Below are 13,632 nucleotides of genomic sequence, written 5' to 3'. Positions count from 1 at the left end.
CCTAGAAGGCCTCCCATTCGGTTTCGTCGTGTCGCTGGCTCGCGCGGGCCTCGGGCTCGCGGCGACCATCGCTGCTGTCTGTGCTGCGGCCATCGTCATCGAGGTCGTCAGGGACGCTGCCGGTGCTCGCGGTCAGCGACTGCCCCGGCGCGCTTGCCAGCGCCACGGGGCTATCTGTCTCGAGCCCTGCTGGCAGGCGGAACACCTCCACCTCGGCGGCCAGCTGGCGCGCCTGCAGTGCCAGGTCTTCGGCGGCGCGTGACACCTGCTGCACTAGCGAGGCGTTCTGCTGGGTGGTCTGGTCCATCTGTACTACCGCCTGGCCGATCTGTCCGATGCCGTCGCTCTGCTCGCGGGAGGCCACGGCGATCTCGTCGACGATGTCGAGCACCCGGCGCACCGAGCTGACCACCTCTGCCATGGTCTCGCCGGCCTGGCGGGCGAGTCGGGTACCACCGTCGACGCGGCTGGTGGAGGTCTCGATCAACGACTTGATGCGACCGGCGGCCTCGGCGCTGCGACTGGCCAGGCTGCGGACCTCGCCGGCGACCACCGCGAAGCCGCGGCCCTGTTCGCCGGCCCGTGCCGCCTCCACCGAGGCGTTGAGCGCCAGGATGTTGGTCTGAAAGGCGATGGCGTCGATCATCCCGGTGATCTCGCTGATCTGGCGCGAGTCCTGGCTGATGGTTTCCATGGTCTCCACCACCTGGCTGACCACCTGGCCACCCTGCTCGGCGGTGGTTGAAGCCTGGCTTGCCAAATGGCGTGCCTGGCCGGCGTTGTCGGCGTTCTGGGACACCGTGGTGGTGAGCTGCTCCATGCTGGCGGCGGTCTGTTCGATGGAGGCCGCCTGCTGTTCGGTGCGGGTCGCCAGATCGACATTGCCCGAGGCGATCTCGTGGCTGCCGCTGGCCATGCGTGTGCCGCCCCGGCGAACCTCGCTGACGGTCTGGCCAAGCTTGTGCTGCATTTCCTGCATGGCGCGAAATAGCTGGCTGATCTCGTTGTCGCCCCGCACCTGGATCGGTCGCGACAGGTCGGCGTGGGCGATGGCGTCCAGGCTCTCCACCGCCCGTGCCAGCGGCTTGATCACCAGGCTTTTCAACAGCAGGTAGGCGCCGGCGATGGCCAGCAGGATCATCGCCAGGGCCGCCAGCTCCAGCCCGCGGTCAAGGCGTGACTGACGTTCGAAGTCGCTGACGATGGTGTTGCCGCGGGCGTCGGCGTAGCTGCTGAACGCATCGAGTGCCTGGTTGAGCTCGGCAAGTTCGGGGGCAAGCGCCAGGCTACCGGCCTCGAAGCCTTCGCTGTCGCCATCGCGCAGTGCCTCGATCAGCTTGACGGCGCCGTCCATGACCACCGGGTAGCGGTCCTCGATGCGCCCGCCGACGGCCTCGCCCTGGGGGGTGCGGGGGACGGCGGCGAAACGGTCGAAGTGGGACTCGGCACTGACGATCAGCTCCTGGGCCTTGTCCAGCCGATCCAGTTGCTGGCTGGTGGCGGCGACCTCGATCTCCAGCAGTGCCTCGTTGAGCAGGGCGTCACCGCGATTGACCGCGTTGAGCTGCTCGACGTTGATGCGGTTGAGCAGCGACAGGGTGTCGGCAGCCTTGTGACTGCTCAGCATGCCGATCCCCAGGCCGATGACCGAGGCGACCAGCAGACTGGCCAGCATCACGATCATCAGGGTGTGCAGGCGAATATTGCGTAGTAGTGACACGGTGAACTCCTTGAGCGAATACGCCCTTCCCTGGGCGACCATCAGACGCGCTGGGCACGGCCAGCGGCGGCGACCAGCGCGAGAATCCTCGGCGCCACTTCAGGCAAGGCGACGGTTTCGTCCGCCCCTCCCAGGGCGATGGCTTCCCGCGGCATGCCGAACACCACGCAGCTGGCTTCGTCCTGGGCCAGGGTGGAAGCGCCGGCCTGGCGCATCTTCACAAGGCCGGCGGCTCCGTCCTTGCCCATGCCGGTGAGCAGTACGCCCACCGCGTTGGCGCCCGCCAGGCGTGCCACCGAGTCGAACATCACGTCCACCGAGGGGCGGTGGCGATTGACCGGCGGCCCGTCGTGCAGTCGGGCGATGTAGTTGGCGCCACTGCGGGCCAGCTCCAGGTGCATGTCACCCGGGGCGATGTAGGCGTGGCCGGGCAGCAGGCGCTCACCGTCGCTGGCCTCCTTGACTGAGATCTGGCACAGCCGGTCCAGGCGCTCGGCGAAGGAGCGGGTAAAGCCGCCGGGCATATGCTGGGTGATGATGATGGCGGGGCTCGCCGCCGGCAGCGGCTCGAGCACCTGGCGGATGGCCTCGGTACCGCCGGTGGAGGCGCCGATGGCGACCAGCTTCTCGCTGCCGATGATGGGTGCCGACAGGCGCCTGGGCGGCTCCTGGTTCGGGCGCGTCTGGCGGGGGCGCGAGCGTGCCGCGGCGCGGATCTTGGCGGCGATGTCATTGGCGTAGTCGAGCATGCCGTCGCGGATGCCCAGGGTCGGCTTGGCGACAAAGTCCACCGCACCCAGCTCCAGTGCGCGCAGGGTGATGTCGGAGCCGGCCTGGGTCAGCGACGACACCATCAGTACCGGCATCGGGCGCAGCCGCATCAACCGCTCGAGAAAGTCGAGGCCATCCATGCGCGGCATTTCCACGTCCAGGGTCAGCACGTCCGGGTTGTGGCGCTTGATCAGATCCCGCGCCACCAGCGGATCGGGCGCCACCGCCACGACCTCCATGTCCGCCTGGGACTGGATGATTTCCTTCAACAGGTTGCGAATCAGGGCCGAGTCATCGACGCACAACACCTTGATCTTGGGGGCGCTCAAGCAGCTCTCCTAGGGGGATGGGCCAGTATCTGTGTTATCGGCTGCCGGGGAGGGATCTTTAGGCGTCGTTCAGCGTCCGGCCAGTCGATAGACGGTCTGGCCACGCAGACGGAAGGCGTCGCTGATCTGGGAGAAGTTCTCCGAATGGCCGGCGAACAGCAGGCCGTCGGGCTTGAGCAGCGGTGCGAAGCGTTCGAGGATCCGCGTCTGGGTCGGCTTGTCGAAGTAGATCATCACGTTTCGACAGAAGATCGCGTCAAACTTGCCTTCCATGCCCCAGCTCGGGGCGAGCAGGTTGAGCGACTGGAACGCAACACGTTGGCTGACGTCGGGATGAATCCGCGCCATGCCCTCGTGGCGGCCCTTGCCACGCAGGAAGTGGCGCCGCTTGAGGCCCTCATCCAGCCGCGAGAGCTGCTCGATGCTGTAGACCCCGGCGCGGGCCCGGGCCAGGGCGTCGGTATCGATATCGGTGGCGATGACCTCGAACTTGCTGGTATTGCCGCTGAAGACATCGCTCAACGTCATGGCGATGGAGTAGGGCTCCTCGCCGGTGGAGGCGGCGGCACACCACACTCGGTAACCGCCGGTACGACCACTGGCGTGCTCGGCCAGCAGCGGAAAATGGTGGGCCTCACGGAAGAAGGCCGTCAGATTGGTGGTCAAGGCATTGGTGAACGCCTCCCATTCCCTGGCATCCGGACGTCGTTCGAGTCTTTCCAGATAGTCGCTGAAGCGGGTCAGACCATGATGGCGCAGGCGTTTGGCCAGACGGCTGTAGACCATCTCGCGCTTGTGCTCGGCCAGCACGATGCCGGCCCGCTCATGGATCAGCTGACGAATGCGGCTGAAGTCGCGCTCGGTCAGCAGCAGGTCACGCTCGAGCGAGGGGATCCCCTCGCTCGTGCTCCAGCTGCCTGGTGGTGCCAGGGGCTCGTTCAAAAGGCTTCCCACTCCTCATGGTGTGTCTGGGCGGCGGGCGCCGGCTCGCGTCGCGGCGCACTGTCGTCGGTCCGTGGTTCCTGACGCTCGCGCTTCTCGCTCACCGTTTCCTGGGCCGAGCCCTTCAGGCGGAAGGCGCGAATGGCGAAGGCCAGTGCCTCGCTGTGGGCACGCAGCTGGTAGGCGGCGGCGGCGGAGGTCTGGACACGGGCGGCATTCTGCTGTGTCACCTGGTCCATCTCGGTCACCGCCTGGTTGATCTGGACGATGCCGTTGCTCTGCTCGTTGGAGGCGGCGGTAATTTCCGCCATGATGTCATTGACCCGGGTGGTGGCTTCCATGACCTCGGTCATGGATGCCTCGGCCTGGCGCACCAGTTCGGCCCCGCCGTCGACCCGCTGGTTGGCGTCGTCGATCAGCCCACGGATCTCGCTGGCGGCGTCGGCGCTGCGGCCGGCCAGCTTGCGCACCTCGCCGGCCACCACCGCAAAGCCACGACCCTGCTCGCCGGCCCGGGCGGCTTCCACCGAGGCATTCAGCGCCAGGATATTGGTCTGGAAGGCGATGGCATCGATGGTGGAGATGATCTCCGCCATCTTGCGCGAGCCCTCGGTAATCTCGCCCATGTTGCCCACCAGGCGCTGCATCAGCTCGCTGGTGGCCTGGGTGCGCTCGGCGTTGTCCGAGGCAAGACCACTGGCCTGACGCGCGTTGTCGCTGTTGTGGGCGACGGTGGTAGTCATCTCTTCCATGCTGGCGGCGGTCTGCTGCAGCGACGACGCCTGCTGCTCGGTACGCGCCGACAGGTCCTCGTTGCCCCTGGCGATATCGGCTACCGCCGGGGTGACCTGGCCGATGGCCTTGTTGACGTCGCCGATGATGCTGCCGAGGCTCTTGCGCATCACGTCGAGGCCGGCGATCACGCGGCCCATCTCGTCGCGCCGGGCGCTGGGCACTTCGGCGCCCAGGTTGCCTGAGGCGATCTGCAGGCTGAAACGCTCCACTTCGCGCAGCGGCTTGAGCATGGCACGCAGGGTCAGGCCACCGATCAGCACCAGCAGCAAAAGGCCCGCACCGAGCACCCCGGCCAGCACCATCAGCATGGTCTGCTGCATCTGGCTGGCTTTTGCCGCCAGGGCGTTGGCGGCGGCCTGCTTGTCCTGGATCAAAGTGGTGACCCGGTCGGACAGCGCCTTGCCCTCGGCCTCTACCACACCGATGTGGTTGGGCAGGGCGACGAACACCTCGTAGCTGTCTTCACCCGTGAGGATCTCGATCGACTTGCCCAGGGAGTTCTCCAGGTACTCATTGAGCTGGCGCTCGAAGATGTCGGCCAGGGCGGTCTGGTTGACCTCGCGCTCGCGATAGCGCTCCCACAGTCCGCCGAGGCTCTGCTGGATCACCGAAAGCTCGGCGGCGTGCTCCTCACGCTTGTCCATCAGCGCCATGCGCTCCTTGCCCACCAGCGACGAATACCCCTGGGTGATCAGTTGATCCATGCGCTGCAGGCTGGCCACGTCCTGCAGGCCGTCCTGGTGGATGGACGCCAAATAGCCCACCGACTGACGCTCGGCGTAGAGCCCGATCGCACCGCTGGCCGCCAGCAGCACCGCCGCCACCCCGATCAGCCCGATCAGACGCGCCTTCATGCTCTTGAGGTTCAGTCGTCCCAGGGCACCGAAAAGCCCGCGCCGGCGCAGCTGGCCCTGGCGCAGGGCGTAGCGGGGGCGGCGCTTGCCGGCGCGGTAGTCGGCGTAGGCGCGCTCGGCCAGGGCGATCTCGTCGCTAGATGCCTTGACCCGCACCGAGGCGTAGCCGACCACCTCGCCGCCTTCTTCCAGCGGCGAGACGCTGGCCCTGACCCAGTAGTAGTCGCCGTTCTTGCGGCGGTTCTTGACCAGCCCCTGCCAGGTCCTGCCGGCCTGCAGGCACTTCCACAGGTCGGCGAAGGCGGCCGGCGGCATCTCGGGGTGGCGCACCACGTTATGGTGTTCGCCGATCAGTTCGTCGCGGGCAAAGCCGCTGACCTCGACGAAGGCCGGGTTGGCGTAGGTGATCCGGCCCTGGAGGTCGGTGCGGGAGATCAGGAAATGATCGTCGTCGAGCACGAATTCCCGCTGGGTGGTCGGTTGATTGTTTCGCATCTTGCCCCCTGCATGGTCGTTTTCTTGTGTGGTTGTCGCGGGCGCTGCCCGGGGTCGTTAGGGGCGACCCCGGGCAGCCCGGAGTGAGGTCGTCAGAACGACTCCCACTCGTCGTCGCTGCTGCTGTCGTGCTGGCTGGTGCTGGTACTGGTGTTGCTGTTGGTCTGGCCGGCTCCGGGTCTTTGCCCGGCGTGGCGGCTGGCCTCGGCGTCGCGCTGGCTCGATCGCAGTGCCGGCATCCAGCGGGCCAGTTCGTCCTGGCTGTGGTCGGCATCGGCCCCGCTGTCGGCCAGCTGGAAGCGGCTCATGGTGGCGGCCAGACGGCTGGCCTCGGCCTCGAGCTGGTTGGAGGCCGAGGCGGCCTGCTGCACCATCTGGGCGTTCTGCTGGGTCACCTGTTCCATCTGGTTGATGGCGTCGTTGACCTGGCCGATGCCGTGGCTCTGCTCGCTGGTGGCCGAGGCGATCTCGTCCATGATGTCGCTGACGCGAGCGACTGAGGTGACCAGTTCCTGCATCACCTGGCCGGCCTCATCCACCAGTTCGGTGCCCGAGCCGACCTGATTCAGCGAGGCGTCGATCAGCTCGCGAATCTCGCGGGCCGCCTCCGACGAGCGGCTGGCCAGCTTGCGCACTTCCTCGGCGACCACCGCAAAGCCGCGGCCGTGCTCGCCGGCACGCGCCGCCTCCACCGAGGCGTTCAGCGCCAGGATGTTGGTCTGGAAGGCGATGGCGTCGATGGTGCCGACGATGTCGGCGACCCGATGAGAGCCCGAGCGAATGTCGTGCATGGTGGTGACCACGCTTTGCATCACCTCACCGCCGCGGCCTGCGGCGCTGCTCGCTTCGTTGGCCAGTTGGCTGGCCTGGCGGGCGTTGTCGGCGTTCTGGCTGACGGTGGAGGACAGCTCCTCCATGCTCGAGGCGGTCTCCTCCAGCGAGGCGGCCTGCTGTTCGGTGCGCGCGGACAGGTCGTTGTTGCCGCCGGCGATATGCTGGGCGCCCTGGTAGATCAGGTTGCCGCTGTCGCGTACCGCGCCCACGGTGCCGGCCAGCCCCGCCTGCATCTTGGCCAGGGAGGCGTAGAGACGGCCGATCTCGTTGTTGCCGCGCTCGGGAATCTGCTGGTCCAGGCGACCGGACTCCACCGCCTCGAAGTAGCCGACCAGCCGCCCCAGCGGACGAATCACGTTGACCGTGACACCCCACAGCACGCAACCGATGGTCAGGGCGGCGACGATCAGCACGGCGACGATGGCCCACTGCAGCAGCCCCATGTTCTCGAGGAAGGTGTCGTAGAGCGCGGCGCCGTTGCTCTCGGCGGCGACGAAGAAGTCCACGGCTGCCTGGTAGAAGGCGTCGCTGAGCGCGATCAGGCCTTCACGATTCTGGGTGAAGGCGTCGGTGTCGCCCTCTGCCAGCGCCGCCCGCTGCGGGATCAGCCCCTGGTCGATCAGGGCGCGGAAGGCCGCTTCCACCGCGGCGATGCGCTCGGCCTGTTCGGGGCGGCTCGGCAGCGCCATGAACTCGGCGAAGGTGGCCTCCAGGGTGGCCAGGTCGTCGTCGAGGGCAGCCGCCGCCTCGATCAGCGGTTCGCGCTCCTCGGGCCACACCGCGTCGAGCAGTCCGGCCTGGATGTCGCGCAGTTCGAGCTGCAGGAACAGTTGCTGAGAGTTGGCCCGGTTGAGGGCGGATTGCTGGTCGACGTTGACCTCGTTCAGGCGCTGGATCGAGTCTTCGCTGAGCGAGGTGATATAGAGGCCGAGGGCGCTGAGCAGCGCCACCAGCAGGGCGAAGGTGCCCAGTACCAGCGTCCAGCTCAGCCTTACCGTCATGTCATTGAGTCGCTTCACGTGCCTTTCCTGTACGGGCGTCGTTTCAAGGGTCCAGGGACCGGATAGATCGGGAGCAGAGGGCGTCAGGCGCCGTCACCGGCGTGTTCGACCAGGGCCATTTCGTCGCTGGTCAACAGCTTGTCGATGTCCACCAGCACCAGCATGCGGTCCTCGAGGCTGCCCAGGCCGCTCAGGTAGTCCGACGACAGGGTCACACCGAACTCCGGGGCCGGCTTGATCTGTTCCGGGGCCAGGGTCATCACGTCGGACACCGCATCGACCACGATGCCCACCACGCGGGTGCCCACGTTGACCACGATCACCACGGTCTGGCCGCCGTACTCGACCCGCTCCAGGCGGAACTTGATGCGCAGATCGACGATGGGAACGATGACGCCGCGCAGATTGGTCACGCCCTTGATGAAGGCTGGGGCGTTGGCGATGCGAGTGACGTTCTCGTAGCCGCGGATCTCCTGGACCTTGAGGATGTCGATGGCGTATTCCTCGTCGCCCAGGGAGAACACGAGGAATTCACGGTGGCTCAGGTCGGTGGCCGCCTGTGCTGCCAGATCGGTGTGCTGGTTCATGCTGAAAGGTCCTCCGTCAGGGGCTGGGATTCAGGCAAAAGGTGGGCGCCGCGAGTATCGTGGTGGCGTCGCTGTTTCTTCTCGCGGTCGAGGCGGTGCAGGTCGGCGATGTCCAGGATCAGCGCCACGCTGCCGTCACCCAGGATGGTGGCGGCGGACACGCCCGGCACCCGCCGGTAGTTGGTTTCCAGGTTCTTGACGACCACCTGCTGCTGGCCGATCAGGTCGTCCACCAGCAGGGCGTAGCGGCGCCCTTCGCCCTGGACGATGACGGCGATGGTCTCGGTGATCTCGGTGCGGGCGTTGGCCACGTCCAGCGCCGAATGGACCGCCACCACCGGCAGATACTCGTCGCGCACCTGCAGCACCTGGTCGTCGCCGGCCATGGCGTAGAGGTTGTCGCGGGAGGGCTGCAGCGACTCCAGCACCGCCGACAGCGGCAGGATGAAGGTCTCCTCGCCGACCCGAATCGACATGCCGTCGAGGATCGCCAGGGTCAGCGGCAGCACGATGCGGGTGGTGGTGCCCTGGCCCTGGCGCGACAGGATCTCGACGTGACCGCCCATGGCCTGGATGTTGCGCTTGACCACGTCCATGCCGACCCCGCGGCCGGAGACGTCGCTGACCTGGGCGGCGGTGGAGAAGCCGGGGGCAAAGATCAGTTGCCACACCTCGTCATCGCTCATCGCGTCGGAGACGTTCAGGCCGCTTTCGCGGGCCTTGGCCAGGATGCGCTCGCGGTCCAGGCCGGCGCCGTCGTCGATCACCTCGATCAGGATGTTGCCGCCCTGGTGCTGGGCCGACAGGGTCAGTCGCCCGGTCGCCGGCTTGCCTGCGGCAAGGCGCGCCTCGGGCGACTCGATGCCGTGGTCCAGGCTGTTGCGCACCAGGTGGGTCAGGGGGTCGATGATGCGTTCGGTCAGGCTCTTGTCGAGCTCGGTGGACTCGCCCTCGGTGGTCAGCTCCACGTCCTTGTCGAGCTTGGAGGCCAGGTCGCGGACCAGCCTTGGGTAACGGCTGAAGACGTAGTCCATCGGCACCATGCGGACCGACATCACCGCCTCCTGCAGATCCCGCGCATTGCGCTGCAACAGGCTCATGCCGTTGAGCAGGCGCGGATCGGCGGCGGCGTCGAGCTCGCTGACGGTCTGGTCGAGCATCGACTGGGTGATGATCAGCTCACCGACCAGGTTGATGATCTGGTCGACCTTGTCCACCGAGACGCGGATGGAGCTGGCCTCCTTGACCGGCTTGGCGCTGGCCTTGCGCTGCTGGCGCGGCGGGGACGAGCCGGCATCCGCGGAAGTGGCAGAAGTGGCGGCGGTCGTGGCAGCAGCAGTGGCAGTGGCGGCGCTGCCCGCATCAGCGCCGGGCGTCGCAGGGACTGGCTCGGCCACAGGCGCTGGGGCGGCGGGGGCTTTTTCTGCGCTGTCGCCTGCGCTTTCCGGGGCGCTGTCAGTGTCGGTAACAGGGGCTGTGCCAGCGACACTCCGGCAGGGACCTATCTCGACCTGGTCGGCCTCGGCGATAAAGCACATCACCGCCTCGATATCCTCGGCGCTGACGCTGGTGGACAGCACCACCTCATGGCGCTGGGCGTCGCCGCGTCGCTCCAGCACCTCGCCGAGCTGGGCCAGCTCTTCCACCAGCAGCTCGCGGTCCTTGTCGGCGACGTCGATCAGCGCCACCACCAGGGCCGTGCCGTCGTCCTGTGCCGGCGCTTCACTGGCGGCGGCCTGGTCCGCGGGCGAGTCGGCGGGCGCAGCCGTCGCCGCCGGGGCGGGGGCAGGATCAGCCGCCGCCGCAGGTGCCGCAGGCTCGGCGCCGCCGTCCAGCGCCTGGCCGATCTCCTCCAGCGCCAGGGTCTTCAGGGTCTGACAGATGCGCTCGTAGGCCTCCTGGTCCGGCGCCTGTTCGTTACGGTAGGCGTCGAGCTGGTCGTTGAGCATGTCCTTGGTTTCCAGAAAGGTGTCGACGATGTCGGGGCGAAGGCGCAGCTCGCCGCGCCGGGTATGGTCGAGCAGGTTCTCGAACAGGTGGGTGGTGCGCTGCAGGATCTCGAAGCCGAACGTACCGGCGCCGCCCTTGATCGAGTGGGCGGCGCGGAAGATGGCGTTGAGCTGTTCGGTGTCCGGCGCTGCTGGGTCCAGCTCCAGCAGATGGCGTTCCATGTCCGCCAGCAGTTCTTCGGCTTCCTCGAAGAAGGTGTCGTAGAAGTCGGTGATATCCATGCCTGTGTCACCCTTGTTCTGGTTCAGTGCGGCTCGTCTGGCGGCGACGCTGGGGAATTGGCCAGGGCGGTGTGAAAGCGTGCCTCGATGTCCTCGAGGGGACCGGCGAGCTGGGCCTCACCGCCGCCCCTGGCGGGCCTGGGGGCTCGCGGATCCAGGGTGCCGGGGTGGCGAATCAGCTCGGCGACGCTGGGAAACAGCACCACCAGTTCGATACGTCGATTGATCGGGTCATCGGCGTCGGTGCCAGGCATCACCACCTGGTCGGCGAGGCCTGCCACCCGCAGCAGCTTGTCGCCCTCGAGGCCGCCATCGAGCAGCTCCCGGCGCGAGGCGTTGGCGCGGTCCGAGGAAAGCTCCCAGTTGCTGTAGCCGCCCCGGCCGTTCAGATAGGCCAGGCTGTCGGTATGGCCACTGATGCTCAGGTCGTTGGGCAGGTCGTTGAGCAGTGGTGCCATGGTGCGCAGAAGATTGCGCAGGTAGGGCGCCACGCGGTCGCTGCCGAGGGCAAACATCGGCCGCTGCTCGTCGTCCAGCAACTGGATGCGCAGCCCCTCCTGGGTCATGTCGAAGCGCAGCTGGTCACGCAGTCCGCGCAGGCTGGGGTCCTGCTGGATGGCCAGCTCGATGCGCTGCTGCAGGTCACGGAAGGCGCGTCGTTGCTGCTCGCTGGGGCGGGTCTGGCGCTTGAGGTCGATGCGCATGCGCTCGCCCTGCTGGCTGGTCACGTCGGGCCCGCCACCGGGGATGACCTGGGGGCTCATGGCCACGCTGTCGCCATTGGTCATGGCGGCCAGCAGCGGCATGCTGAAGTAGTCGGCCACGCCCTCGCGGGTCTCGCGGCTGGCGGAAGACAGGATCCACATCACCAGAAACAGCGCCATCAGCGCCGTCATGAAGTCAGCCAGGGCGATCTTCCAGCTACCGCCATGGTGGCGATGCACCACCTTCTTGCGGCGGATGATGATCGGTCGGCGCTGGTTGGGGCTGCTCATGCGGCCCCCGCGCTGGCCTTGGCGTCACGCACATGGTCCTCGAGCTCTTTGAAGCTCGGGCGTTCGCTGGTGTGCAGTGCCTTGCGGCCGAACTCCACCGCCAGCTGCGGCGGATAGCCGTGCAGGCTGGCCAGCAGGGTGACCCTCAGGCACTGCAGCATCTTGATCGACTCGCCGGTCTGGCGTTCGATGCGGTAGGCCAGCGGGCTGATGAAGCCATAGCCGAGCAGGATGCCGAGGAAGGTGCCGACCAGGGCGTGGGCGATCATCACCCCCATCTCGGCGGGATCGGCGGCGGTGACGCTCAGCGCCTTCACCACCCCCATCACCGCGGCGACGATGCCGAAGGCGGGCATGGAATCGCCGACCTTGGCGATGGCGTCGGCAGGAATATGCGCCTCCTGCTCGAACATCTCGATCTCGTGGAGCATCAGCTCGTCGATTTCCATCGGGTCCATGCTGCCGGCTACCATCAGGCGCAGGTAGTCGGTCAGGAAGTTCATGATCATCGGGTCGGCGACGACCTTGGGGTACTCGCTGAACAGCGCACTTTCGGCGGGGTTGTCGATGTCGCGCTCGATGCCCAGCATGCCGTCGCGGCGCACCTTGGCCAGCAAGCGGTAGAGCAGCGCCATCAGCTCCATGTACATGGCCTTGTCGTAGCGCTTGGAGCGCCTCAGACGAGGAAAGATGCGGAAGGTCGCCTTGAGCGCCTTGCCGTGGTTGGAGGCGATGAAGGCGCCAACGCCGGCGCCACCGATCATCAGCAGTTCGGTCGGCTGGAACAGCGGGCCGAGGCTGCCGCCGGAGAGCACAAAGCCCCCGAATACCGACAGCAGCACGACCGCGAATCCAATAGGTATCAGCACGACGACTATCCTTTGCAGAGACGTGGAAGACGTTCTGCTTCAGTTATCGGCGTGACGGCGACAGACTTGAGCCGTGAAATCACCGTTCAACGAAAAAATATGCAGGTTCGATGGGCCCAAGGAAGAAGGGGGAGAGAGCGGAGAAGGGGAGAAAGTGGAGACGGAGCGAGGATGCAGGTCGAGAGACGTAGGGCGGAAAACCGTGGACTGGACTGCCGCAGGGCGCTCCGACGAGGAGTCACCCTGCGGCCTGCGGTGGTAAAGAGGGGTCAAGCCAGATACTTGACCGGCCCTGCAATCGCTGGCGTCTCTGCGGCCTTGGCGGCCTCGTCCTTCTGCGCCTGGCGACGGCGGGTCTTGCCGGCGCGGGACGGCGGCTGGCAGATGCCGCAGACGTAGTCGTGGCTCGGCGAGTGAGCGTGGGCCACGAAATTGCCATGACAGCGGGTGCAGGGCGTCAACTGCAGCAGGTCGCTCTCGAAGAAGCGGATCAGCGTCCAGGCCCGAGTCAGCCCCAGCACCGGCTCGGCGGCGTCGATGTCGATCTGCTCGGTGTACAGCCGGTAGGCCTTGACGAAGGCCTCCATGCGCTCGCAACCCTGGTCCTGCAGGCGCTGATAGAAGGCGTAGAACAGCGACGAGTGGATGTTCGGTAGCCAGGTGATGAACCAGTCGGTGGAAAACGGCAGCATGCCCTTGGGCGGTGACATGCCGCGGACCTCCTTGAACAGCCGGATCAGGCGGGCCCGACTGAGGTCGGTCTCGGTTTCCAGTACCTGCAGACGCGCACCGAGTTCGATCAGGTCGATGGCGAGCTGCACCTGATGCATCTCCTGGACCAGGCTCTTGCTGCTCATGACAGCGTGCCTCCCGCCGGGGCCGCATTGCAGGCCATCAACAGCGAGGAGTGGAGGTGGGCCAGGCCCTGTTCCCGCGGGTTGTCCACCACCTGACGCAGTTGCTCGGTGGAGCCGAGCCCCAGTTGGCAGAGCAGTTGGTTGGTGCGTGACAGCCGGGTCAGTTGGCGTGCATTGAAGCTTTCCAGCAGCTCGGCCTGTTCTTCGCTGATGTTCAGACGCAGACGGGCGGTGGTGCGGTCTTCGGCCAACAGACGTTGGGCCAGCAGAAGATAGGCAAGATTCAACTCCTGAATCTCGTCGATCAGTGACTGATTGCTCATGGGTTCCCTGCCTTGATCGTTTTTTTTGC

The 13,632-nt window shown here is 66.8% G+C and carries 11 protein-coding genes; all 11 read right to left on the bottom strand.

Translation table 11 applies throughout. From position 1 onward, the window contains the following. Position 1: 1 nt before the first annotated feature. The gene (locus tag NFI08_RS04715; protein ID WP_240184208.1) at positions 2-1,720 is read right to left on the bottom strand and encodes a methyl-accepting chemotaxis protein; all 1,719 of its coding nucleotides are present in this window, start codon (positions 1,718-1,720) and stop codon (positions 2-4) included. Between the two features lie 41 nt (positions 1,721-1,761). Next, positions 1,762-2,820 carry a protein-glutamate methylesterase/protein-glutamine glutaminase gene (locus NFI08_RS04710; RefSeq protein WP_045992355.1) on the bottom strand — a complete coding sequence of 353 codons (1,059 nt, stop codon included), beginning with the start codon at positions 2,818-2,820 and terminating at the stop codon, positions 1,762-1,764. A 69-nt stretch (positions 2,821-2,889) separates the two neighbouring features. Next, the gene (locus NFI08_RS04705; protein WP_124804591.1) at positions 2,890-3,762 is read right to left on the bottom strand and encodes a CheR family methyltransferase; all 873 of its coding nucleotides are present in this window, start codon (positions 3,760-3,762) and stop codon (positions 2,890-2,892) included. After that, entirely contained in the window at positions 3,759-5,906 is a 2,148-nt protein-coding gene (locus NFI08_RS04700) for a methyl-accepting chemotaxis protein (RefSeq protein WP_124804592.1), read from the bottom strand. Before NFI08_RS04700 ends, NFI08_RS04705 begins: the two co-directional genes overlap by 4 nt. A gap of 92 nt (positions 5,907-5,998) precedes the next feature. Further along, positions 5,999-7,759 carry a methyl-accepting chemotaxis protein gene (locus NFI08_RS04695; protein ID WP_349587611.1) on the bottom strand — a complete coding sequence of 587 codons (1,761 nt, stop codon included), beginning with the start codon at positions 7,757-7,759 and terminating at the stop codon, positions 5,999-6,001. Positions 7,760-7,824: 65 nt separating this feature from the next. After that, positions 7,825-8,328 (bottom strand): chemotaxis protein CheW, encoded by a 504-nt coding sequence (locus tag NFI08_RS04690; protein WP_045992359.1) that lies wholly within the window; start codon positions 8,326-8,328, stop codon positions 7,825-7,827. Further along, entirely contained in the window at positions 8,325-10,559 is a 2,235-nt protein-coding gene (gene cheA, locus NFI08_RS04685; protein ID WP_349587607.1) for a chemotaxis protein CheA, read from the bottom strand. The genes NFI08_RS04690 and cheA overlap by 4 nt, the downstream gene beginning before the upstream one ends. A 23-nt stretch (positions 10,560-10,582) precedes the next feature. Then, positions 10,583-11,554 carry a flagellar motor protein MotB gene (gene motB, locus NFI08_RS04680; protein ID WP_083970640.1) on the bottom strand — a complete coding sequence of 324 codons (972 nt, stop codon included), beginning with the start codon at positions 11,552-11,554 and terminating at the stop codon, positions 10,583-10,585. Then, on the bottom strand, positions 11,551-12,423 hold the full coding sequence (motA, locus tag NFI08_RS04675; protein WP_045994770.1) for a flagellar motor stator protein MotA: 873 nt from the start codon (positions 12,421-12,423) through the stop codon (positions 11,551-11,553). The genes motB and motA overlap by 4 nt, the downstream gene beginning before the upstream one ends. Before the next feature lie 269 nt (positions 12,424-12,692). Then, a complete protein-coding gene (flhC, locus tag NFI08_RS04670; protein ID WP_349587603.1) occupies positions 12,693-13,280 on the bottom strand; it encodes a flagellar transcriptional regulator FlhC in 588 nt (195 codons plus the stop codon). Further along, positions 13,277-13,603 carry a flagellar transcriptional regulator FlhD gene (gene flhD, locus NFI08_RS04665; RefSeq protein ID WP_349587601.1) on the bottom strand — a complete coding sequence of 109 codons (327 nt, stop codon included), beginning with the start codon at positions 13,601-13,603 and terminating at the stop codon, positions 13,277-13,279. The genes flhC and flhD overlap by 4 nt, the downstream gene beginning before the upstream one ends. Positions 13,604-13,632: the final 29 nt, after the last annotated feature.

The sequence above is a fragment of the Halomonas sp. EF61 genome (assembly GCF_040147045.1).
GTDB lineage: Bacteria > Pseudomonadota > Gammaproteobacteria > Pseudomonadales > Halomonadaceae > Halomonas > Halomonas litopenaei.
This window is presented reverse-complemented; position numbering and strand designations above follow the sequence as displayed.